Source organism: Micromonospora sp. CA-259024, assembly GCF_050936255.1.
Taxonomy (GTDB): Bacteria; Actinomycetota; Actinomycetes; order Mycobacteriales; family Micromonosporaceae; genus Micromonospora.
In genome coordinates this window covers 483,663-504,915 of the sequence record NZ_JBNJND010000001.1, presented here as the reverse complement: position 1 = coordinate 504,915, position 21,253 = coordinate 483,663, and the positions used below count along the sequence as shown (strand labels likewise).

General features: G+C 71.4%; 17 protein-coding genes. 4 read left to right on the top strand and 13 right to left on the bottom strand.

Features of this window, described 5'->3' with window-relative positions; translation table 11 throughout:
* Positions 1-219 precede the first annotated feature (219 nt).
* Complete coding sequence (locus tag ACQEUX_RS02290; protein WP_433040342.1) at positions 220-1,899, bottom strand: bifunctional 3'-5' exonuclease/DNA polymerase; 1,680 nt, start codon at positions 1,897-1,899, stop codon at positions 220-222.
* A 151-nt stretch (positions 1,900-2,050) separates the two neighbouring features.
* Here ACQEUX_RS02290 and ACQEUX_RS02285 point away from each other — a divergent pair, with 151 nt between their 5' ends.
* On the top strand, positions 2,051-3,793 hold the full coding sequence (locus ACQEUX_RS02285) for an ABC transporter ATP-binding protein (protein WP_433040339.1): 1,743 nt from the start codon (positions 2,051-2,053) through the stop codon (positions 3,791-3,793).
* 50 nt (positions 3,794-3,843) lie between these two features.
* The gene (locus tag ACQEUX_RS02280) at positions 3,844-5,535 is read left to right on the top strand and encodes an ABC transporter ATP-binding protein (protein ID WP_433049530.1); all 1,692 of its coding nucleotides are present in this window, start codon (positions 3,844-3,846) and stop codon (positions 5,533-5,535) included.
* Positions 5,536-5,541: 6 nt separating this feature from the next.
* Here ACQEUX_RS02280 and ACQEUX_RS02275 read toward each other — a convergent pair whose 3' ends face one another.
* Genes ACQEUX_RS02275 through ACQEUX_RS02255 form a run of 5 tightly spaced genes read right to left on the bottom strand, consistent with a single transcriptional unit; the run spans position 5,542 to position 10,582 of the window.
* Positions 5,542-6,471: a carbohydrate ABC transporter permease gene (locus ACQEUX_RS02275; RefSeq protein WP_433040336.1), complete on the bottom strand. Its 930-nt coding sequence runs from the start codon at positions 6,469-6,471 to the stop codon at positions 5,542-5,544.
* Positions 6,471-7,379 (bottom strand): carbohydrate ABC transporter permease, encoded by a 909-nt coding sequence (locus ACQEUX_RS02270; RefSeq protein WP_433040333.1) that lies wholly within the window; start codon positions 7,377-7,379, stop codon positions 6,471-6,473. The genes ACQEUX_RS02275 and ACQEUX_RS02270 overlap by 1 nt, the downstream gene beginning before the upstream one ends.
* 16 nt (positions 7,380-7,395) lie before the next feature.
* Positions 7,396-8,847, bottom strand: a complete 1,452-nt coding sequence (ngcE, locus tag ACQEUX_RS02265) for an N-acetylglucosamine/diacetylchitobiose ABC transporter substrate-binding protein (protein ID WP_433040330.1) — start codon at positions 8,845-8,847, stop codon at positions 7,396-7,398.
* Between the two features lie 26 nt (positions 8,848-8,873).
* The gene (locus tag ACQEUX_RS02260; RefSeq protein ID WP_091403970.1) at positions 8,874-9,623 is read right to left on the bottom strand and encodes a sugar isomerase domain-containing protein; all 750 of its coding nucleotides are present in this window, start codon (positions 9,621-9,623) and stop codon (positions 8,874-8,876) included.
* The gene (locus ACQEUX_RS02255) at positions 9,620-10,582 is read right to left on the bottom strand and encodes a MurR/RpiR family transcriptional regulator (RefSeq protein WP_433040325.1); all 963 of its coding nucleotides are present in this window, start codon (positions 10,580-10,582) and stop codon (positions 9,620-9,622) included. The genes ACQEUX_RS02260 and ACQEUX_RS02255 overlap by 4 nt, the downstream gene beginning before the upstream one ends.
* 207 nt (positions 10,583-10,789) lie before the next feature.
* On the opposite strand from ACQEUX_RS02255, the gene ACQEUX_RS02250 reads away from it, so the two are divergent.
* On the top strand, positions 10,790-11,776 hold the full coding sequence (locus tag ACQEUX_RS02250) for an N-acetylglucosamine kinase (RefSeq protein WP_433040322.1): 987 nt from the start codon (positions 10,790-10,792) through the stop codon (positions 11,774-11,776).
* A 20-nt stretch (positions 11,777-11,796) separates the two neighbouring features.
* Here ACQEUX_RS02250 and ACQEUX_RS02245 read toward each other — a convergent pair whose 3' ends face one another.
* The 3 genes from ACQEUX_RS02245 to ngcE (ACQEUX_RS02235) all read right to left on the bottom strand — a co-directional run bounded on the left by ACQEUX_RS02245 (position 11,797) and on the right by ngcE (ACQEUX_RS02235) (position 15,089).
* Positions 11,797-12,693, bottom strand: coding sequence for a carbohydrate ABC transporter permease (locus tag ACQEUX_RS02245; RefSeq protein WP_433049527.1), 897 nt, complete (start codon positions 12,691-12,693; stop codon positions 11,797-11,799).
* Positions 12,694-12,698: 5 nt separating this feature from the next.
* The gene (locus tag ACQEUX_RS02240; protein ID WP_433040319.1) at positions 12,699-13,607 is read right to left on the bottom strand and encodes a carbohydrate ABC transporter permease; all 909 of its coding nucleotides are present in this window, start codon (positions 13,605-13,607) and stop codon (positions 12,699-12,701) included.
* 66 nt (positions 13,608-13,673) lie between these two features.
* Positions 13,674-15,089 (bottom strand): N-acetylglucosamine/diacetylchitobiose ABC transporter substrate-binding protein, encoded by a 1,416-nt coding sequence (gene ngcE / locus ACQEUX_RS02235; protein WP_433040316.1) that lies wholly within the window; start codon positions 15,087-15,089, stop codon positions 13,674-13,676.
* A gap of 194 nt (positions 15,090-15,283) precedes the next feature.
* On the opposite strand from ngcE (ACQEUX_RS02235), the gene ACQEUX_RS02230 reads away from it, so the two are divergent.
* Positions 15,284-16,681, top strand: coding sequence for an acyltransferase family protein (locus ACQEUX_RS02230; protein ID WP_433040313.1), 1,398 nt, complete (start codon positions 15,284-15,286; stop codon positions 16,679-16,681).
* On the opposite strand, the gene ACQEUX_RS02225 is transcribed toward ACQEUX_RS02230, so the two are convergent.
* The 4 genes from ACQEUX_RS02225 to ACQEUX_RS02210 all read right to left on the bottom strand — a co-directional run bounded on the left by ACQEUX_RS02225 (position 16,653) and on the right by ACQEUX_RS02210 (position 21,245).
* A complete protein-coding gene (locus ACQEUX_RS02225; protein ID WP_433040310.1) occupies positions 16,653-18,140 on the bottom strand; it encodes a CoA-acylating methylmalonate-semialdehyde dehydrogenase in 1,488 nt (495 codons plus the stop codon). The genes ACQEUX_RS02230 and ACQEUX_RS02225 overlap by 29 nt on opposite strands.
* Complete coding sequence (locus ACQEUX_RS02220; protein WP_433040307.1) at positions 18,137-19,438, bottom strand: aspartate aminotransferase family protein; 1,302 nt, start codon at positions 19,436-19,438, stop codon at positions 18,137-18,139. Before ACQEUX_RS02220 ends, ACQEUX_RS02225 begins: the two co-directional genes overlap by 4 nt.
* Before the next feature lie 123 nt (positions 19,439-19,561).
* On the bottom strand, positions 19,562-20,347 hold the full coding sequence (locus ACQEUX_RS02215) for a hypothetical protein (RefSeq protein ID WP_433040304.1): 786 nt from the start codon (positions 20,345-20,347) through the stop codon (positions 19,562-19,564).
* A 25-nt stretch (positions 20,348-20,372) separates the two neighbouring features.
* Positions 20,373-21,245: a hypothetical protein gene (locus tag ACQEUX_RS02210; protein ID WP_433040301.1), complete on the bottom strand. Its 873-nt coding sequence runs from the start codon at positions 21,243-21,245 to the stop codon at positions 20,373-20,375.
* Positions 21,246-21,253: the final 8 nt, after the last annotated feature.

Sequence of the window (21,253 nt, the reverse complement as noted above, 5' to 3'; positions counted from 1 at the left end):
CCGGTTCAGCTGCGCCCCCTCCAGCACGGGACCGACCGTGACCGGTCCGTCCCCTCCTACGGACACTGCAACGAGGACGGCCAGCCGGGGGTGGCGGGGCGAAAAGGAGAAATAGCACAACCGTTATGCACCGGACGGCCGCCGTGACCTGTTCCGACGATCAGGACGACGCCGACGAGACCCGGGGCGACACCATCCCGGACACGGACGCCGCGCCGGTCACGCCGCGTCGGCGTAGCAGCCGACGATGGACAGGTCCAGCGGGAACCGGACCGGCGTCGCACCGAAGAGCAGCGCGGAGGCGCGCTCGCCGCAACGGTTGACGGCCTCGGCGACCGCGTCCGCCTGATCGGCGGGGGCGTGCACGACCACCTCGTCGTGCTGGAAGAAGACCAGCTCGGCGTCGGTGCCGGACAACTCCGTCCGCAGCGTGGCCAGCAATGTGGAGGCCCACTCCGCAGCGGTGGCCTGGATGACGAAGTTGCGCGTGAAGCGCCCCCGCGACCGGGCGGCACGGGCTCGGGGACTGTGCGGGTCGGCCGCCCCGTCCGGGTCGGCTGGCACCTCGTCAGGATCACCGAAGCCAGCCGAACCGGGCGGGCACGTCCGCCCCAGCCACGACCGCACCAACCCACCCGCCTCACCGGTGCGGGCCGCCGCCTCCACGTAACCGAACGCCGTCGGGTAACTGCGCTTCAGCACCGCCAACGCGGGCACGGCGGCACCGCCGGTCTGCCCGTACATCGCACCGAGCAGGGCCACCTTGGCCCGGGCCCGGTCGCCGTCGAACGAGTCACGGGCCAGCGCGGCGTAGAGGTCACCAGCGCCGCCCGCCGCCGCCAGCCGGGCGTCGCCGGAGACCGCGGCGAGCACCCGAGGCTCCAACTGACCGGCGTCGGCGACCACCAACCGCCAGCCCGGATCGGCCACCACCGCACGCCGGATCACCTTCGGGATCTGCAACGCACCGCCGCCCCGGGTGGCCCAGCGGCCGGAGACCACCCCACCCGGCACGTACTCCGGCTGGAACCGGCCGTCGCGCACCCACTGCTCGCGCCAGGACCAGCCGTGCGCCGTCCAGATCCGGTAGAGCTCCTTGTATTCCAACACCAGCGGCACGGCCGGATGGTCCACCCCGCGCAACACCCAGGCCCGGGTGTTGGGCAGCTCCACCCCGACCCGGGCGAACGCCTTCAACAGCTCTGCCGGCGAGTCGGCGTGCAGGCGGCGTACACCGAAGGCATCGGCGATCCGGGCGGCCAACTCGGCGAGTCGGCGCGGCGGCCCACCGACCGGGGACGCCTCGCCGAGCAGCTCGGTGAGGATCTCGTCGTGTACGTCGGCACGCCAGGGCAGCCCGGCGGCACCCATCTCCACCGCGATCAGCGCGCCCGCCGACTCGGCGGCCACCAGCAACCGGAACCGGCCCGGATGCTCGGTGGTGGCGATGCGGGCGAGCTGGTCGGCGTATACCTGGGTCAGGGCCTCGATGCCCGGGCCCGGCGGGCCGGGCAGCGTGTCGAAGAGCGCGCCCTGGCCGTGCCCGGGTGGCGCGGCGGCGCGCGGCGGCGGGTCCGGCGGCACCGCCGCGCCGGTCAACCGGGCCCAGGCGGCGGCCAGCGAGCGGGGCTCGCCCCAGCGGCCGGCGTGCCCGAGCAGCAGCGCCTCGGTCAACTCCACGTCGTGGCACCGGTCGACCCGGACGCCGGCGCGCAGCAGCGCCGGGTAGACGGAGGCGGCGGTCGACCAGACCCAGCGCGGGTGCTCCGCGGCCTCGCGCGCGGCGACCGCGGCGACCAGATCGGCGACGGTCTCGGTCGGGCCGACCGGCCGACCGATGGCGTCCAGCGGGCACAGCACTCCCCCGCCCCGCTCGTCGGACACCACCGCCACCAGCACGAACGTGATTCTGCCTCTCCCCTCCGACAGGAAAGGAGGCGCACCTTACGTTCGTCCGGTCGGTGGGGTGTCGGAGCCGGCCGGTAGCGTGACCGGGGTGCCTCCGCAGATCCCGCATCCCGATCCTGGCACTCCGGACACTCGCGGTCCGATGCGATACCTGTGGTGGCTGGTCCGCTGCCAACCCTGGCGGGTGCTGCGCGGCAGCCTGCTCGGGACGGCCTGGATGGTCGGGCTGTCGGCCCGGCCCTACCTGATCGCCCGCGCCGTCGACGACGGCCTGCGCGCACGCGACACCCGGGCCCTGGCGTTCTGGGTCGCGGCGATCGTCGTCGCGGGCGTGGCACTGTCATTCCTGGGCATCATGCGGCACCGCACGATGACCTTCATCCGGGAAGACGCCAAGGCCCGCTCGGCGGAAATCCTGCTGCGCCAGTTGTCCCGGATCGGCGCGGTGCTGCCGCGCCGGGTCGCCGGGGGCGAGGTGTCCACCATCGGCGGCTCCGACATCGACTGGGCGGCGCAGGTGCTGACGCTGACCGGGCCGGGGGTCGGTGCGGTCGTCGCGTACGGGGTCATCGCCGTGGTGCTCTGGTCGATCTCCCCGATGCTCGCGCTCTGTGTGCTGCTGGGAGTGCCAGTGGTCGGGCTGGTCGTCGGGCCACTGCTGCGCCGACTCGAACGAGCGGAGTCGATCTACCGGAGACAGCAGGGCGCGCTCACCGCCCGATCCGGCGACATCGTGGCCGGGTTGCGGGTGCTCGCCGGGGTCGGCGGCCGGGACCTGTTCGCTCGGCGGTACGCGGCCCGATCCCAGGACCTGCGCGCCGAGGGCTACCGCGTCGGCGCGGTCATCAGCTGGATCGACGCGGCGACGGTCGCCATCCCCGGGTTGTTCCTCGCGGCGGTGGTGTGGCTGACGGCCCGGATGGCGGTGACCGGTGACGTCACGGTCGGCGAACTGGTCGCCGTCTACGGCTACGTGGCGACCCTGATCGTGCCGGTCTGGTTCCTGCTGGAGGGCAGTCACCAGCTGATCCGGGGTCGGGTCGCGGCCCGGCGGATCGCCGACCTGCTCAACGTGACACCCGACGATGTCGGCGGCCCGGGTCGTCGGTGGCCGGGCTCGGTTCCGGGCACGCGCCGGCCCGACGCCGTAACCGCGCCGGCCGGCCCCGCCGACCTGCACGACCCGGTGACCGGGCTGACCGTGCGCGCCGGCCGGTTGACCGGGGTGGCCGCAGACGACCCGGCAGCCGCCGTGGCCCTGGCCGACCGGCTCGGCCGGTACGTCGCCGCCGACACCACCTGGGGCGGTGTCCCGCTGACCGGGATCGCCCTGGACGAGGTCCGCGCCCGGATCCTGGTCGCCGACCACGACTCGTACCTCTTCGCCGGGACACTGCGGGACGTCCTGCACGCGGCCGAAGCCGGGGCCGACGACGAACGGATCGGCGCGGCGCTGCGGACCGCCTCGGCGGAGGACATCGTCGACGCCCTGCCGGCCGGGCTGGACACCCCGCTCGACACCCGGGCCCGGACGCTCTCCGGCGGTCAGCGCCAACGGGTACGCCTGGCCCGGGCGCTCCTCGCCGAGCCGGAGGTGCTGATCCTCGTCGACCCGACGTCGGCGGTGGACGCGCACACCGAGGCGCGGATCGCCGAGCGGCTGCGTGCCGCGCGGGCCGGACGGACCACCCTGGTGATCGCCACGTCGCCGCTGCTGCTCGGCCGGGCCGACCTGGTCGCGCACCTGAGCGCGGGCCGCATCACCGCCACCGGCACCCATGCCGACCTGCTCGACCAGGACCCCGGCTACCGGCACCTGGTGGCCCGTGGCAGCGAGGATCCCGGAATCGAGCGGCCCGCCGACACCGAGGGGGCGTACCGGTGAGCCGGCTGCCTGTCGCCGACCGCCGCACCGTACGCCGAGCGCTGCGGGACATGATCAGCCGGCACCGCCGGGCGGTCGGCCTCGTGCTGGCGCTGCACAGCGCCGCCGCGGTCGCGGGGCTCGCCCCGCCCTGGCTGCTCGGCACCATCGTCGACCGGGTCACCGCGGGCGCCGGCGTGGCCACGGTGGACCGACTGGCGCTGGCGATCGCCGGATGCGTCCTGGTCAGCGCGTTGCTCTCCCGCTACGCCCAGTACGCCGGCCACCGGTTCGGGGAGCGAGCCGTCGCCGAGCTTCGCGAGGAGTTCGTGCGCCGGACCCTCGGGCTGCCCGTCTCGGTCGTCGAACGCGCCGGCTCCGGTGACCTGGCGACCCGCAGCTCGGTCGACGTGGCGACGGTCGGGACCACCGTCCGGGACGTGGTGCCCACCATCGTCATCGCCTCGGTGCAGTTGACGTTGCTCTTCGGCGCGGTCTTCCTGCTGCATCCGCTGCTCGGGCTGGCGGCGCTGGCCGGGCTGCCGTCGATCGTGGCGGTGACCCGCTGGTACCTGCGGCGGGCCAGCTCCGCGTACCTCACCGAGGGCGCGGCGGCCGCCGAACTGACCGAAACGCTGACCACCACCGCCGAGGGTGCCCGCACCGTGGAGGCGCTACGGCTGGCCGACGACCGGATCCGGCACGGCACCGCCCGCATCACCCGGGTCTGGTGGGCCCGACGGGCGACCCTCGCGCTGCGTACGGTGTTCTTCTCGGTCGTCGAGGCCAGTTACCCGCTGCCGATCGCCGTGACCCTGCTCGTCGGTGGCTACCTGCTCTCCAGGGACCTGGTCTCGCTCGGCGCGGTGGTCGCCGCCGCGCTCTACCTACAACAGGCGATCGACCCGTTGGACCGGTTGCTGCAGTGGACGGAGCAGGCGCAGCGCGGCTTCGCGTCGTACGCCCGGGTGCTCGGCGTCGGCCTGGTCCCGCCGGAGCCGCCCGGCACGACGGCCTCGTCACGCGGCGAGCGGCTGGTCGTCCGGGGGGCGCGGTTCTCCTACTCCGGCGGGCAGGACGTGCTGCACGGCATCGATCTGGAGGTGCAACCCGGTGAGCGGCTCGCCGTCGTCGGTCCGTCGGGTGCCGGCAAGTCCACTCTGGCCCGGCTGCTGGCCGGGATCGACGCACCGCGGCAGGGCGTCGTCAGCATCGGCGGTCGCCCGGTCACCGACCTCGACCCCGCCGAGCGGCGTCGCCGGATCGCCCTGGTGACCCAGGAGCACCACGTCTTCATCGGCTCGGTACGCGACAACCTGTCCTTCGCCGCGCCCGACGCCTCCGACGAGCAGATGCGCTCCGCGCTGGTCACCGTGGGTGCCGACTGGTACGCCGAGCTGCCCGACGACCTGGACACCCAGCTCGGCGACGGGGCCCGGCAACTCGGCGCGGCCGAGGCCCAGCAGCTCGCGCTGGCCCGGCTGGTGCTCGCCGACCCGCACACGCTGATCCTCGACGAGGCGACCGCCGCGCTCGATCCGACGACCGCCCGTCGGACCGAACGGGCGCTGGCCGCCGTGCTCGTCGGGCGGACCGTCATCGCGATCGCGCACCGGCTCAACACCGCGCACGACGCCGACCGGGTCGCCGTGCTGGCGGACGGCCGGATCACCGAGATCGGCAGCCACGACGAGCTCGTGGCTGCCGACGGGGCGTACGCGGCGCTCTGGCACTCCTGGCACACCCAGATCGACGAGCGGTGACGGGCCCTACTTCACCGCACCGGAGGTGAGGCCGGCCTGGATCTGGCGTTGGAACACCGCGTACACGATGATCATCGGGAGGATGGCGATGGTCAGCGCGGCGAACAACCCGGACCAGTCCGCCTCGTAGCCCGCGTTGACCGAGATGTCGGCGATGCCCTGGGTGAGCACCCACTTGTCCTTGGCGTTGGAGAGCAGCACCAGCGGCAGCTGGTACTGCGCCCACTGACCGATGATGTTGAAGATCGCGACGCTGATCAGACCCGGCTTCGCCATCGGCATCATCACCTGGAAGAACAACCGGGTGTGCCCGCAACCGTCGATCATCCCCGCCTCCGCCACCGACGACGGCAGCGTCTTGAAGAACGCGGCCAGGAAGAACACCGTGAACGGCAACGAGTACGCGGTGTAGACCAGCACCACGCCGGTGTGCGTGTCCAGCAGACCCAGGTTCTTCACCACGAAGAAGAGCGGCACCAGGGCGAGGAAGACCGGGAAGGCCAAGCCCGAGACGAACAGGAAGTAGACCGCCCGGTTGCCCCAGAACCTGTAGCGGGCCAGCACGTACGCGGCCATCGAGCCGAGCAGCATGGTCAGGAACGTGCTGCACGACACCACGATCAGGCTGTTGAGGAAGTACCTGCCGACGTTCGCCTTGGTCCAGGCCCGCCCGAAGTTCTCCCAGCGCAGCTCGGCCGGGAGCGTCCACGGGCTGCTGAAGATCTCGCTGGTGTTCTTGAACGCGGCGAGGAAGGTCCAGAGGATCGGCACGATCACGATCACCGCCCACACGGCGAGCGCGACGTGCCCCATACCGGCGAAGAGCCGTACCTCCGAGCGGGGGCCCTTACGCCCCGGCCCGGCGGGGGCGGACGGGTCACCGGTCTTCGGCGGTAGCGCCGCCGGGGTCGGCGGCAGCGTCGACTGCGGATTCATCAGTACTCCACGCTTTCCCGCTTGGTGAGCCGCAGCGTCAGCGCCGCGAAGGTGATGGTGAGGAAGAACAGCGCCACGCCCATCGCCGAGGCGTAGCCGTACTTCGAGTAGACGAACGCGTTGCGGTAGATCTCCATCGCCAGCACCGTGGTGGCACCGTCCGGGCCGCCACCGTCGACCGAGAGCACGGCGACGATGGCGAAGCAGTCGAACGCCGCGATGCCGAGGTAGACCCAGGCCACCTGGAGGGTGTCCCACAGCAGCGGCAGGGTGACCCGGAAGAACAGGGTCACCTTCGACGCCCCGTCCATCTCGGCGGCCTCGTAGATCTCACCGGGGATGGACGCCATCCCGGCCGAGAAGAGCACCACGTAGAAGCCGACGGCCTGCCAGACCAGCACCCCGATGATCGACCACAGGGCCAGGTTCGGCCGGACCAGGAAGAGGATCGGCTCCAGGCCGAACTTCATCAACACACCGTTGATCAGGCCGGACTCGTTCGGCCGGTACACCGTCTGGAACAGCACCGCGATGACCGCCACCGCCAGGACCTGGGGGAAGAAGAACACCACCCGGTAGAACTTCGCCCCCCAGACCCCTTGACGTTGGCCGCCGCTGCTCTTGCCGCCCACGTTGAGCAGGAAGGCGAAGAACAGCGCGATGGCGATGGTGATCAGCGGCAGGGCAAGCAGCAGTACGCCGTGGTGCTGGACCGCCTTCCAGAAGGCCCCGTCGTCGAGCAGCCTCCGGTAGTTGTCGAAGCCCACCCACTGCGGGGCGGACAGCCCCCGCCAGTTGGTCATCGAGATCTGGAACGCCTGCGCGTACGGCCAGATCACGAATGTCACGTACAGCGCGACCGGGGCGAACAGGAACCCGATCACGAATGGGTACTTGCCGTGCCGCATGATCCCTACGCTCCGATCAGCGCTTGAACTTGACGACGGAGCTGTCCTTCTTGATCGCGTCGGCGCGCTTCTGGATCCGCTCCACGAAGGCGTCCGCGTTGATCCGGCCGAACATCAGCTCGTTGGTGGCGGTCCGCGCCTCCGTGTCGAGCTCCTTGTACCAGTTGTCGAAGAGCATGTTGAACACGTCCTTGCCGGCCGCCTTCAGCGCAGCCTGCGCGCTGGCGACACCCGGCGGGAACTGGAAGCCCTCGCTGCCGGCCGGCACCACCGTGGCCGCACCGACGGTCTCGGTGAAGCCCCGGGCGCCCGCCTTGGAGAGCATCTGGCGCATGTACTCCATCCCGCCACGCGGGTTCTTGCTCTTGGACGAGACGAAGTATCCCTCGCCACCGGCCGCCCGGATAGCGGTCGCCGGCAGCTTGTCCGACGCGGTGAGGCCGGGCACCGGCATGAGCTGGTAGGTGAAGCCCGCCGGCGTGTCCTTCTTCTGCTCGTTCTCCAGCCAGTCGCCGGACGGGTAGAAGGCGAGCTTGCCCTGGTTCTGCCGCAGCTGCACGTCGGTGTGCTTGAGCCCCTCGAAGCTCTTGTCCGAGTACTTCGCGCCGATCTCGGCCCACGCCTCCGCAGCCTGCTTGACAGCGTCCTGCTTCCAGGCGCCGTCCTCCAGGTTGTCGATGTTCTTCAGGACATCGGTGCCGCCGATCTTCGCGGCCTGCGTGAGGATCACGTTCCACTGGTAGTAGGCCGCGTTCGACCCGGCATAGCCGTACGGCGTGATGCCCTTGGCCTTGATCTGCTCGCACAGCGCCTTGAACTGCTCCCAGGTGGTGGGCGCCGTCCAACCGTTGTCCTTGAAGAGCTTGCCGGAGTACCAGATGCCGTAGACCGTCGAGACGTAGTACAGGACGAACGGCTTGCGCCCCCCGTCGGCGGTGTTGAACATGCCCTGCTCGACAACACCCGGGATGACGGTGTCGCGGACCTTCTTGCTCGGGTCGTCGACCGACGGCGCGTCCCACAGCTCGGTGAGGTCCTGCAGCTGGCCGTCGTTGACGAGCGCACCGAAGTCGAGGAACTTCTCGCCCGAGTTGTTGACGAACTCCGGCGGGTTGCCGCCGGCGAACCGCGGCTGGAGCACCGTGGAGACCGCCTGGGTCGCCTGGTGCTTGACCTCGGACTTGGGGAACGCCGTCTTGTACAGCGGCTCGTGCACGTCGGTGGCGTACTTCTCACCGTAGCCGCCGTTGAAGATGATCACCTCGATCGGGGCGTCCTCCTTGACGCCCAGCGGGTTCTTCGCGCTCTTGGTGCCGCCGGCGACCTGCTCGTTATCATTGTCGCCGCTGCTGGTGGCGCAGGCGCCGAGCAGGCCGATGGCCGGAGTGGCGAGCATGCCCACGGCGGCGGCGCGACGCAGCACCGTGCGACGGTCGAGTGCGGCCGGGTGTTCGGGGGTAATCGACATCGTCGTCTCTCCTTGTGGAATTCGGGTCAAGCGGTACGCCGGAGGCGCCCGGCGTACCGCGACTCGAGGGCGAGGTTGTGCTCGTCCCCGCCGGGGACGTTGGCGGAGAGGTAGATAGGGGGTACCTCCCCGGCCTGGTGGAACCGTCGTACGACCTCCGCGGTCAGCAGCTGCGCGAGCAGCGCCGTGGTGACCGAGGAGACCGCACAGACCGCGCCGCCGCCCTCGAGCGGCAGCAGTGCATCGCCGTACGGCGCGCCGTTGTCCAGCACGACGTCGGCGAGGTCGGCGAGCCGATGCCCGGACGGGTGCCGTGGGGCGACCCGTGCGGTGTGCTCGACCGAGGTGACCGCGATCAACGGGTGACCGCGCTCGGTGACCAGCGCCGCCAGCTCGACCACCGAGCCGTTGATGCCGGATTGGGACGCCACCACGAACACGTCGCGCGGCTGGGGTGCCGCGAGCGCGTAGATCTGGTGGGCGATGGAGGGGTCGCGTTCCAGTTTCGGGTCGGCGAGCACATCGCGCGGGGCGTCGCCGTGCATCACCAGGTCCCGCACCGAGAGTCGGTTGGTGGGGACCAGCCCGCCGGCCCGGGCGACCAGCTCGGCGGCGAACGCCTCGGAGTGCCCGGCGCCGAACGCCTGGAGCACGCCGCCGTCGCGCAGGCTGTCGGCGATCAGATCGGCGGCCCGGGTGATCCCGTCGGCCTCCGAGTCGAGCAGCCGGTCGAGCACCGGGCGGACGGCGTCCGCATACCCCTGGGCGCTGATCATGAGAGGGCTCCCTTCGCTGCCTTGTGCCCGTCGACGGCCTGCGCGGTACGCCGGAAGGCCGCGTGCGCGCGGTCGTGCGTGCGCTGGGCGACGGCGATGTAGAGCAGGTCGAGCACCACCAGCTGGGGGTGGCGGGCGGAGAGCGCGTCCGGCCGGAAGGTGGTCGCCTGGCTGGCCGTGAGCAGCACGATGTCGGCCAGCTCAGCCAACGGTGAGCGGGGGAAGCCGGTGAGCGCGAGCGTGGTGGCGCCCCGGCTGCCCGCCTCGGCGAGCATCTCGATCGTCTCGCGGGTCTGTCCGGTGTGCGAGATGCCCAGCGCCACGTCTCCGGTACGCAGCAGCGCGGCGCTGGCCAGACCCTCGTGCACGTCGTTCCACGCCCACGCGGCCACTCCGATGCGGTGCAGGCTGAACTGCATCTCCTCGCCGACCAACGCGCTGCCGCTGGCGCCGAAGATGTTCACCCTGCTGGCACCGGCGATCGCCACCGCGGCCCGCTCGACCTCGGCGAGGTCGAGCAGGGAGGCGGTGTCGTGCATGGCCCGGGTGTCGGCGGCCATGATCTGGTCGAGCACCCGGGCGAGCGGGTCGCTCGGCTGGATCTCGCGTCCGATATCGACGGTCCAGCCGGCCGAGCGGGCCCGGCCGGTCTCGGAGGCGATGCCCAGCCGCAGGTCGGCGTACCCCTCGAAGCCCATCGCCCGGCAGAAGCGGGTGATGGTCGCCGGTGAGGTGCCGCTGCGCTCGGCCAACTCGACGATGGTGGAGCGGGCCGCGGCCTCCGGGTCGCTCAGCACGTGCTCGGCGACCCGACGCAGCGCGCCGGTCAGTTCGCCGAGCCCGTTGCGGACCCGGGCGAGCACCCCGTCGGAGGCTGATCCGAGGGCGTTCCGCCGGTCGATCGCGTCGGCGTCGACCACCGCGGTCCCCGCGGCGGTGTCCACCTCGTGATCAACCATGGGTCGCCTCACCTTTCCGAAAAGACTGTTAACTGTTAGTGGTAAAAGTTCTTACTGAACGGCCCTCCGTGTCAAGACTGTGGGCGAAGTTTTCAAACTGTTACCTGGGGCACAGCCCGCCGCGCCCGCCGGCCCTTGCTCCGCGCGACCGCGCCGACCAGCATGAACAGGCCCCAATGGCCGCCCATCGCGAGGAGACCAGTGCCGATGCCCGACACCGTCGTGGTTGGTCTGGACGTCGGCGGTACGTCCACCCGGGCGACCGCCCTGGCCCTCACCGGCGAACGCGTCGGCACCGGCCGGGCCGGCGGTGGCAACCCCACCAGCCACGGCGCCGAGCGCGCCGCCACCGAACTGTTGACCGCGCTGCGCGGGGCGCTCGCCGACGTCGACCCGACGCGGGTGGTCGCCGGCACCATCGGGCTGGCCGGGGCGGCCCGGCTGCTCGCCGACCCGGCCGGGCGGGCCGCCTTCGACCAGGCCTGGCACGACGCCGGCCTGCGCTGCCCGTACGCGGTACACGGCGACGCCCTGGTCGCCTACGCCTCCGGCACCGCCGCCCCGGACGGAACGGTGCTCATCGCCGGCACCGGGGCGATCACCGCCCAGGTCCACGATCTGCGGCTCGACCGGATCGCCGACGGGCACGGTTGGCTTCTCGGCGACGCCGGCTCGGGCTTCTGGCTCGGTCGCGAGTCGGTGCGCCGGCTGCTCGCCGATCTGGACGCCGGACACACCCCCGGCAGGCTGGCCACGGCGGTGCTCACCGAGCTGCTCGGCACCGGCCAGGTCGCCGCCCGCCCCCGGGACACCGTGGACGCCACGGTCCAGGCCGTGACCCGACGAGCCCCCATCGATCTGGCCCGGCTGGCGCCGCTGGTGGTGACCGCCGCCGACGACGGTGAACCCGTCGCCGTCGCACTCATCGCCGAGGCCGCCGCGCATCTGGCCGAGAGCGTGAGCCGGATCCGCCCCGCCGGCGCGGTGACACCGATCGTGCTCGGCGGCGGGCTACTCACCACGGACACCCCGCTGGCCACCGCCGTCCGAACCGAGATCGCCCGACACTGGCCGGACGCGCCGCTGCGCACCGCCGGGGACGGGGCCGCCGCCGCGGCCTGGCTCGCCGCCCGCGAGCTGCCCGAGGTCACCGACCCGGCCGCCCTGCACGCCCGCCTCTTCCCCATTCCCTGACCACCGCGCGTGGCCACGGGCTACTTGAGCTGGCCCGCCGTCAGGCCGGACTGCACCTGCCGCTGGAAGGCCACGTAGACCGCGAGCACCGGCAGCACCGCGATGCTCAGCCCGGCGAAGAGCCGCGCGTAGTCGCCGGCGTAGCCCTGGCTGACCGAGAGCGCGAACAGCCCCTGCGCCAGCATCCACTTGGAGTCGTCGCCCTGCATCAACACCTGCGGCAACAGGAACTGGTTCCAGTGGCTGAGGAAGTTGAAGATCGCGACACTGATCAATCCCGGTCGCGCCATCGGCAGCATGACCCGGAAGAAGAGCCGGAAGTGCCCGCAGCCGTCGACCATCGCGGCCTCCGCCACCAAGGTCGGCAGGGTCCGGAAGAAGGCGGTCAGGAAGAACACCGTGAACGGCAGCGAGTAGGCCGCGTACACCAGGATCAGCCCGGTCCAGGTGCCGAAGAGGCCGGCGTTGCGGACCACGAAGAAGAGCGGCACCAGGGCGAGGAACACCGGGAACATCAGACCGCCGACGAACAGGTAGTAGACGACCTGGCGGCCACGGAACTCGTACCGCGCGAAGACGTACGCGGCGGTGGCGCCCATCAGCATGGTGAGGCTGACCGAGCCGGTCACCACCACCAGGCTGTTGAGGAAGTACCGGCCGATGTGCGCGCCGGTCCAGGCCCGCGCCCAGTTGTCCAGGTGCAGCGCCCCGGGCAGGCCCCACGGGTCGGCGAGGATCTCGCCGTTGGTCTTGAACGAGCTGATGAACATCCACAGCAGCGGCAGGACGGTGAGCAGGCCCCAGAGCAGCAGGAAGCCGTGCGAGAGGGCGTTGGCCACGCCGAGTTCCCGACGCACCGGGCGGTCCCGACCGACGGTCGTCGTCGGCGCGGTGACGGTGCGGGTGGGCTGATCCATGGTGGTCACGAGTACTCGATCCGTTCGCGCCGGCCGACCCGCAGCGACAGCACCGCCACCGAGAGGGTCAGGAAGAACATCACCACACCGATCGCCGAGGCGTAGCCGAACTTGGTCTCGCTGCCGAAGGCGGTGTCGTACATCCGGACGCCGATCACGTCGGTGGAGAAGTTCGGCCCACCGTTGGTCATCAGCTGCACGAGGATGAACCCGTCCAGGGCGAAGATGGCCAGATAGACCCAGGCGACCTGGACGGTGTCCCAGAGCAGCGGGAGGGTGACCCGCCGCAGCGTGGTGAACCGGGACGCGCCGTCGAGCAGCACCGCCTCGTAGATCTCCTTCGGCACGGCCGACATCGCGGCGCCGAACAGCACCACGTAGAAGCCGACGTTGCTCCAGACCATCACCGCCAGGACGCACCAGAAGGCGGTCGCCGGGTCGCCGAGCCAGGTCGGCGCGGGCAGGCCGACCGCGTGTACGGCGCTGGTGAGCAGCCCCTGGTTGGGGTGGTACACCTCCTTCCAGAGCAGCGCGATGATCACCACGGAGAGCACCTGCGGGAAGAAGTACACCGTGCGGTAGAGCGCCCCGCCGCGTACCCCGGTCACGCCGGCACGGCCCTTGCGCCCACCCATGGCGAGCATGGTGGCGAAGAATAGCCCGAGCACGATGGTCAACACCGGCACCAGGCCCAACAGGATCGCGTTGTTCTTCAGCGCGTTCCACACGTAGTCGTCGTGCCACAGGGTCTTGAAGTTCGACAGGCCCACCGGGTTGGCGTCGGCCGAGTAGCCGAGCCAGTCGGTGGTGGAGATCTGGAACGCCTGCAGGTACGGCGAGACGACGAAGACGACGTAGAGCAGCACCGGCGGCACCAGGAAGGTGACGATCAGCGGCCACTTGCCATGTTTCACGAGAAGGACCTCATCCGTTGGGGTACGGCCGGTGGGGGTGGATCTCTTCCCCACCGGCCGAGCGCGTCAGGCCGCTCGCTTGTACTTCTTGATCGAGCTGTCCTGGGCGATCGAGTCGGCGCCCTTCTGACACTGGTCGAGGAAGTCCGCGGGGCCGATCCGGCCGCTGAAGAACTCGCCGCACGCCGCGTCGACGAGGTTGCGCTCCAGCTTGCGGTAGAAGTTGTTGTAGACCCAGTTGAAGCCGTTGGCGCCGGACGCGTCGAGGGCCTTGACCACGGTGGTCAACCCGTACGGCAGCTCGACCCCCTCGGTGGCGCCGGCGACCACGGTGAGGCTGGCGACCTTCTTCGTGAAGTCCTGCGCGCCCTTGCGGGAGAGCATGGTCCGGAAGTACTCCAGGCCACCGGCGACGTTGCGGGCCTTGGCCGGCACCATGAACGGCTCGCCGGCGGTGCCCCGGATCGCCTCGAACGGCAGCTTGTCACCGCTGCCCAGGCTCGGCGTCGGCGCGATGGTCATGTTGAACCCGGCCGGGGTGACGTCCTTCTGCTCGCTCTCCAGCCAGGAGCCGCACGAGATGAACGCGGCCTTGCCCTGACACCACGCGGTCTGCGACTGCTTGTGATCCAGACCGGACGAGCCGTCCAGGATGTACTTGTCCTTGACGATCTGGTGCCACGCGTCGGCGGCGGTCCTCATCGAGTCGGACTTCCAGGCGTTCGGCTCCAGGTTGTCGATGGCGGTCGCCACCGACGGGCCACCGAGCTTGATCGCGGTGGCGATCAGGGGCCAGCTCATGTAGCGCGGGTGCAGGCCGGCGTACGTCCAGGGGGCGATGCCGGCGGCCTTGATCCGCTTGCAGAGCGCGATGTGCTCGTCCCAGGTCTTCGCGTACTCCCAGGAGCGCTCGGTGAAGAGCTTGCTGGAATACCAGATGCCGTAGGCGGTGTAGGTGTAGTTCAGCACCAGGAACCTGCCGTCGTACGAGCCGACCTCGACCGCGCCGGGCAGCAGCGTGTCCTTGACCGTCTTGCCGGGGACGTCGAGGCTCGGCGCGGCGAGCAGCTCGCCAAGGTCGGCGAGGGCGTTCTGGCTGACCAGGCCGTTGAAGTCGATCTGGCCGGCGCCGGAGTTGTTGACCACGTCCGGCGGGGTGCCGTCGACGAAGCGCGGCTGAAGGGTCTTGCTGATCTCCTGCGTGGCGGAGTGCTTGACCTTCGCCTTCGGGTACTTCTCGGTGTACATGGCCTCGTGGGCCTTGGCGTACTCCTCGCCGAACCCGCCGCCGAAGATCACCACCTCGAGTGGGGCGTCCTCCTTGACGCCGAGCGGGTTCTGCGCGCTCTTGGTGCCCTGGTAGGCGGCGGTGTCGCCCTTGTCGTCGCCACCGCCGGTGGCGCAGCCGGTCAGCAGGCCGGCGGCGGGGGTGGCCAGCAGGCCGGCCGCGGCACTGCGCCGCAGGATGTCACGCCTGTTCATCGGGTCTCTCCTCGGGTCGGGTCGGGCGGGCCGCCGGTTCTGGGGGAAGGCGTCCGCCGCGCGAGGCACGTTGATTCTCTTCAGTTCATGCGCTGTTACTGAAGAATTTCTACGACAGCCCGGCCCGGACTTCAAGTCCTGACGGTCGAACCGTTATCGCCACCGGCCGCCCTCGGGTCGCCTAGCCTGAGGCGATGCGCCGTCTGCGCCGACTCGCCGAGCGCACCCCGGCAGGGCGGGAGCGGTACGTCGACCTGCTCCGCGCCCTCGCCATCACCATGGTCGTTATCGGACATTGGGTCGTGACGGCGATCGGGCGCGACGCCGGAGGGCAGGCCACCGGGCGTTCCGCGCTCGGCGACCTGCCGTGGGCGTACCCGCTGACCTGGTTGGCCCAGGTGATGCCCGTCTTCTTCCTGGTCGGGGGGTACGCCAACGCGATCTCACTGACCCGGCTGCGGGCCCGCGGTGGCGACCCCGCCGGCTGGCTGATCGACCGCAGTGCCCGGCTGATCCGCCCCACCAGCACGCTGCTGCTGGTACTCACCGCCGCAGCGGCGGTCGCCTGGGTGGGTGGCGCCGACCCGACCCGGATCCGCGAGGTGTTCTGGTTCGCCACCATCCCGCTCTGGTTTCTGGCCGCCTACCTGGCGGTGGTCGTGCTCACCCCACCGATGTACGCACTGCACCGCCGCTTCGGTCTGACCGTCCCGCTGGTGCTGGTCGCCCTTGTCGGACTCGGCGACCTCGGCCGACTGACCGGGCCGGAGGCGCTGAGCTACGGCAGCTACCTGTTCGGTTGGCTGGCCGTCCACCAGCTCGGCTTCGCCTGGCACGACACGCACACGGCGCCTCCCGGCCAGGCCGATCCCGCCGGGCCGCCGACACCCGAGCGTCGGGGGGTACGCCGGCGCCGGCTGCCCACCTCCCGCCGCGCCGGCCTGGTCTTCCTGGCCAGCGGGCTGGCCGCGTTGCTGCTGCTCACCGTGCCCGGCCCGTGGCCGGTCTCCATGCTGAACGTGCCCGGCGAGCGGCTGCACAACGCCGGGCCGCCCAGCCTCGCGCTGCTGGCCGTCGCCAGCGGCCAACTCGGCCTGATCCTGCTGCTGCGCGGCCCAGCGGAACGCCTGCTGCGCCGCCCCGGCCCGTGGCAGCTGGTGATCGGGGTCAACCTGGTGGTGCTGACCGCCTTCCTCTGGCACCTGACCGCCGCGATCCTGCTGATCGGGCTGCTCGACGCGACCGGAACGCTGCCCACCCCGACGGTCGACTCCGCCGCCTGGTGGGCCTGGCGGTTGCCCTGGCTGCTGCTGCTCACGGCCGTCCTGGCGGTGCTGGTCGCCATCTTCGGGCCGGTGGAGGCCCGCAGCAGCCGGCACCGCGGCGGACGCCGGGCCGGCCGGGGCGGCACTCCCCGCACGGTGTTGAGCGTGGCCGGCTACGCCGCCGTGGTGGCCGCACTCGTGATCAACTCCACGACTCCGAAAGGGGCCTCGGAGCCGCTCGGCACGCCCGTCCCGGCGCTGCTGGCGTACCTGGCCGGGGCGGGCGTGCTGCGACTGCTCAGGTCTGGGTGGGGAACCCGAGGTTGACCCCGCCGTGCCGGGGGTCCAACCACCGGCTGGTGACCACCTTGCCCCGGGTGAAGAAGCGCACCCCATCCTCGCCGTGCGCGTGCAGGTCACCGAAGAGCGAGGCCTTCCAGCCACCGAACGAGTGGTACGCCATCGGCACCGGGATCGGCACGTTGATGCCGACCATGCCCACCTCCACCTCGTGTTGGTAGCGCCGGGCCGCACCGCCGTCGTTGGTGAAGATCGCCGTGCCGTTGCCGTACGGACTGGCGTTGACCAACTCCACCGCCTCGTCGTACGAACCGACCCGAACCACACCGAGCACCGGCCCGAAGATCTCGTCGGTGTAGATCGACATCTGCGGGGTCACCCGGTCGAACAGGGTCGGGCCCAGCCAGAAACCCTCCGGGTCGCCGTCCGGCGTCACGTCCCGCCCGTCCACCACCGGCACCGCTCCCGCGGCCACCCCGGCGTCCACATAGGAGCGCACCTTTGCCGCGTGCGCCGCGGTGACCAACGGACCCATGTCGCAGCCCCGCCGACCGTCCCCGGTACGCAGACCGGCCATCCGCGCGGCGATCCGCTCGACCAACGCGTCCGCCACCGGCTCCACCGCCACCACCACCGAGATGGCCATGCACCGCTCCCCCGCCGAACCGAACCCGGCGTTGACCGCCGCGTCGGCGGCCAGGTCCAGATCGGCGTCCGGGAGCACCACCATGTGGTTCTTCGCCCCGCCGAGCGCCTGCACCCGCTTGCCGGCGGCGGTTCCACGCTGGTAGACGTACCGGGCGATCGGGGTGGAGCCGACGAACGACACCGAGCGCACCTCCGGGTGCTCCAGCAGCGCGTCGACCGCCTCCTTGTCCCCGTTGACCACGTTGAGCACCCCGTCGGGCAGGCCCGCCTCGGCGAACCACTCGGCCAGCAGCAGCGCCGCGCTCGGGTCCTTCTCGCTCGGCTTGAGCACCACCGCGTTGCCGCACGCCACCGCGACCGGCACGAACCACAGCGGCACCATGACCGGGAAGTTGAACGGGGAGATCACCGCGACGACCCCGAGCGGCTGCCGGATCGTGTACGAGTCGACCTCGGTCGAGACGTTCTCGCTGAACGCGCCGCGCAGCGCCGACGGCAGGCCGCAGGCGTACTCGATGACCTCCAGGCCGCGCTGCACCTCACCGGCGGCGTCGGCGAGCACCTTGCCGTGCTCGGCCGTGATCACCTCGGCGAGCCGGTCCCGGCGGGCGTGCACCAGCTCGCGGAAGGCGAACAACACCGCCGACCGCTTCGCCAGCGACGCGTCCCGCCAGGCCCGCGCGGCGCGGGCGGCGGCCAGCACCGCGACGTCGACGTCCGCGGTCGAGGCCAGCTCCACCTCCGCGGTACGCCGGCCCGTCGCCGGATCGAACACGTCACCGCGCCGCTCGGACGTGCCGCCGACCCGCTTGCCGTCGATGAAGTGAGCGATGCTCATGCCGCCACCCCCGCCGCCGACCGGATCGCGTCGACGAGGATCGCCAGGCCCTCGCGGGCCTCGTCCTCGGTCAGCGTCAACGGTGGACCCATCCGCAGCACGTTGCCGTACAGGCCGCCCTTGCCGGCGAGCAGACCGCCCTCCCGGCATGCCTCGAAGACCCGGTTGGTCAGCGCCGGATCCGGCTCGGTGGTGCCCGGCTGGACGAACTCGACGCCGAGCATCAGCCCCTTCCCACGTACCTCCGCGACGCAGTCGAGACCACCCACGGCGGACCGCAGGCCGTCGGCGAGGATCGCGCCGACCCGGGCCGCGTTCGCCTGGAGGTCATGCTCGACCAGGTAGTCGAGCACCGCGTTGCCGGCCGCCGTGGAGATCGGGTTGCCACCGAAGGTGGAGAAGCTGATCGCCGGCACCGACTCCAGCACCTCGGCCCGGCCGACCACCCCGGCCAGCGCGAACCCGTTGCCGATGCCCTTGGCGAAGGTGAGCAGATCGGGGGTGACCCCGTGCGCCTGGTAGCCCCAGAAGTGCTCCCCGGTACGCCCCCAACCGGTCTGCACCTCGTCGGCGATGAACAGGATGCCGTGCTCGTCGAGGACCTTCTTCCAGCCGGCGAAGAGCCCGTCCGGTGGGTGTACGAAGCCACCCACGCCCTGGATCGGCTCGGCGATCAGCGCCGCCACGTCACCGGCGGTCTGGGTGGCCAGCACCTCGCGCAGGTCCTCCACCGCCGCGTCGACCTGCTCCTCGTCGCTCAGGCGCGCCAGCAGGCCGCGCACCCGGTCACCCGAGTGCAGCCAGGCCACCTGGAGCGGGTTGAGACCGCTGGCCGACCAGTTGCGGTTGCCGGTGACGCCCATCGCCGCGTACGACCGGCCGTGGTAGCTGTTGCGCACGGCCAGGATCTGGTGCGAGCGGCGGTGGTTGGTGGCGACCAGCAGCGCTGCCTCGTTCGCCTCCGTGCCGGAGTTGGTGAAGAACACCCGGGCGTCCGGGATACCGGAACGCCTCGCGATCTTCTCGGCCAGCTCCACCTGCTGGCGGATCAGGTAGAGCGTCGAGGTGTGCACGATGCCGGTGGCGAGCTGACGTTCGATCGCCTCCCGGATCTCCGGGATGTCGTAACCGATCATGTTGGTCAGGACGCCGCCGAAGAAGTCCAGGTAGCTGCGCCCCTGGGCGTCCGTGACCCGGCGGCCGGAGCCGCCGACCAGCTCGATCGGCTCGGTGTAGTAGAGCGGCATCCAGGACGGGAGCACGGCCCGGTGCCGGGCCAGCAGGTCGTCGGTCATCATGGCAACCCTTCAGCGGCATTCATGGATACCGCACGCTCCCACCGGCGGCCGATGTCGACAACTGCCACTGTGTAGCGCAGCGCGCGTCTGCTCCTGACAGTGCGTCAGCCCAGCGGCGGGGCGTCATCCGGCGGGCAGCGCCGCCCGGCGTCGGGCCGTGCCGCCGGGAGCCGGCGCGTGCAGCGCCGCGGCGAGCACCGCGAAGGCCACCCAGCCGGCCACCAAGGCGTCGACCGGCGAGTGGTCCTGCCACCAGTGGTACCCGGCCAGGAAGCCGGCCAGCGCCAGGCTGTTGCGGGCGAAGTGCCGGCTGAACGCCACCAGGTCACGGCGGCTCTCGACGGCGACCAGCACCCCCGAGTACGGGAAGGTCACGACCATCGCCCGCAGCAGCTCGCCGAGCAGCCCGGTGAGCGTCGCGCCGACCAGGATCACCAGCAGCTTGACTGGCGCCGCAAGCCGAGTCGGCTGCCCCGCCTCCGCCTCCGCCTGCGTGTCGGTCTCCGGCTGCGACTCGGTCTTCGACGACGGCGCCGGGGCGAGGTGCTGCCGGCGCAGCAGCAGCATCGCCAGCGCCCAGAGCGCCACGGTGCCGGCCAGCGCCGGCCCGAACGGCACCGGCACGGCCAGCAGGCCCGCGCTGAACGCCACGTACCCGGCGATGCCGGCCGCATCGGCGAGCAGGATGGGCCAGCGCAACCGGTGGTGGGTGACCGCCACGACGACGAAGAACAGGTTGAGGCCGAGCACCCCGAGCAGTTGCGCGCCCTCCACCCGGTGCCCTGTGCTCACCAGGGCCAACGTCATCGGCAGCGGGAGACTGTAGACGAACGCCCGCAGGCGCACCGACCGGATCAGGCTGACCGCCCACACCACCGCCGTCACCAGCAACACTCCGCTGACGGTCATCGGCGCGCATGCCCTCCGGTCGCGGTCAGTCGAGGAAGGTCGCGGCCTCGACGCAGACGTCGAAGACGTCGGTCAACCGGGCCAGGTCCGGGGGGTTGACCGAGAACTGGTTCTCGGTGATCTCACCGTGCGCGCTCATCACGCCCTCCCAGCAGGCGGTGCCGTCCCACAGGGTCAGATTGACGTGCCGCGAGGCGTCCACCACGCCCCACGGCAGCAGCCCCACCCGCACCCCGGCGCGGCGCTGCGCCCGCACCAGCTCGGTCAGCTCGTCGGTCAGCCCGACGTGCAGGAAGACCCGGGTGATCCGTACGCCGCGGCCCAGCGCCTCGACATTGGCCGCCCAGTAGTGCCGACCGATGTCGCTGCGCCACCAGCTCAGCTCACCGCTGGCCCTCGGCATCACGTTGGTCACCGCGTCCAGCCGCCGCACACACTCCCGCGTGCCGCCGAGCAGGTCCTGGCAGTCGTCACCCGGCCGGATGATCCGCCCAACGCGCAACTGCTCGGTCTGCGCCCGGAACCGCTCGAAGCGACGCCGGGCCTCCTCGGCGACCCGGGTTCCCGGATGCCGCTCGACGGCCTCCCGGGTCCCGGTGACGACCTCGGGCACCGCGTGCACCAGCCAGGGCGGGCCGTCCAGCAGCGTCCGCAGGTGGAAGCGGCGCTCCGCGCGGGCCAGCGAGTCCACCAGCAGCGAGATGGTGATGCCCATCAGGCCGGCCAGCAGGGACTCCACCCCGGAGGCGGCGTTGCTGAGATCGAGCATGACGCTGAGCGTGATCGACAGCGTTATGCCGACCAACGCCACCGGATCGGTGTGCGCCACCAGACGGGCGAAGCCGTCGGAGCGGCCACCGCGTTCCCTCGACCGTCGACGGACCAACACATTGGTCATCGAGACCC

Bases quoted from the DNA above. Each gene is read 5' to 3' on its own strand.
- ACQEUX_RS02220 (WP_433040307.1), bottom strand. From the start codon at position 19,438: ATGATGACCGACGACCTGCTGGCCCGGCACCGGGCCGTGCTCCCGTCC.
- ACQEUX_RS02270 (WP_433040333.1), bottom strand. From the start codon at position 7,379: ATGCGGCACGGCAAGTACCCATTCGTGATCGGGTTCCTGTTCGCCCCG.
- ACQEUX_RS02230 (WP_433040313.1), top strand. From the start codon at position 15,284: ATGCGCCGTCTGCGCCGACTCGCCGAGCGCACCCCGGCAGGGCGGGAG.
- ACQEUX_RS02255 (WP_433040325.1), bottom strand. From the start codon at position 10,582: ATGGTTGATCACGAGGTGGACACCGCCGCGGGGACCGCGGTGGTCGAC.
- ACQEUX_RS02215 (WP_433040304.1), bottom strand. From the start codon at position 20,347: ATGACCGTCAGCGGAGTGTTGCTGGTGACGGCGGTGGTGTGGGCGGTC.
- ACQEUX_RS02285 (WP_433040339.1), top strand. From the start codon at position 2,051: ATGCGATACCTGTGGTGGCTGGTCCGCTGCCAACCCTGGCGGGTGCTG.
- ACQEUX_RS02225 (WP_433040310.1), bottom strand. From the start codon at position 18,140: ATGAGCATCGCTCACTTCATCGACGGCAAGCGGGTCGGCGGCACGTCC.
- ACQEUX_RS02250 (WP_433040322.1), top strand. From the start codon at position 10,790: ATGCCCGACACCGTCGTGGTTGGTCTGGACGTCGGCGGTACGTCCACC.
- ngcE (WP_433040316.1), bottom strand. From the start codon at position 15,089: ATGAACAGGCGTGACATCCTGCGGCGCAGTGCCGCGGCCGGCCTGCTG.
- ACQEUX_RS02275 (WP_433040336.1), bottom strand. From the start codon at position 6,471: ATGAATCCGCAGTCGACGCTGCCGCCGACCCCGGCGGCGCTACCGCCG.
- ACQEUX_RS02245 (WP_433049527.1), bottom strand. From the start codon at position 12,693: ATGGATCAGCCCACCCGCACCGTCACCGCGCCGACGACGACCGTCGGT.
- ACQEUX_RS02260 (WP_091403970.1), bottom strand. From the start codon at position 9,623: ATGATCAGCGCCCAGGGGTATGCGGACGCCGTCCGCCCGGTGCTCGAC.
- ACQEUX_RS02210 (WP_433040301.1), bottom strand. From the start codon at position 21,245: ATGACCAATGTGTTGGTCCGTCGACGGTCGAGGGAACGCGGTGGCCGC.
- ACQEUX_RS02280 (WP_433049530.1), top strand. From the start codon at position 3,844: ATGATCAGCCGGCACCGCCGGGCGGTCGGCCTCGTGCTGGCGCTGCAC.
- ngcE (WP_433040330.1), bottom strand. From the start codon at position 8,847: ATGTCGATTACCCCCGAACACCCGGCCGCACTCGACCGTCGCACGGTG.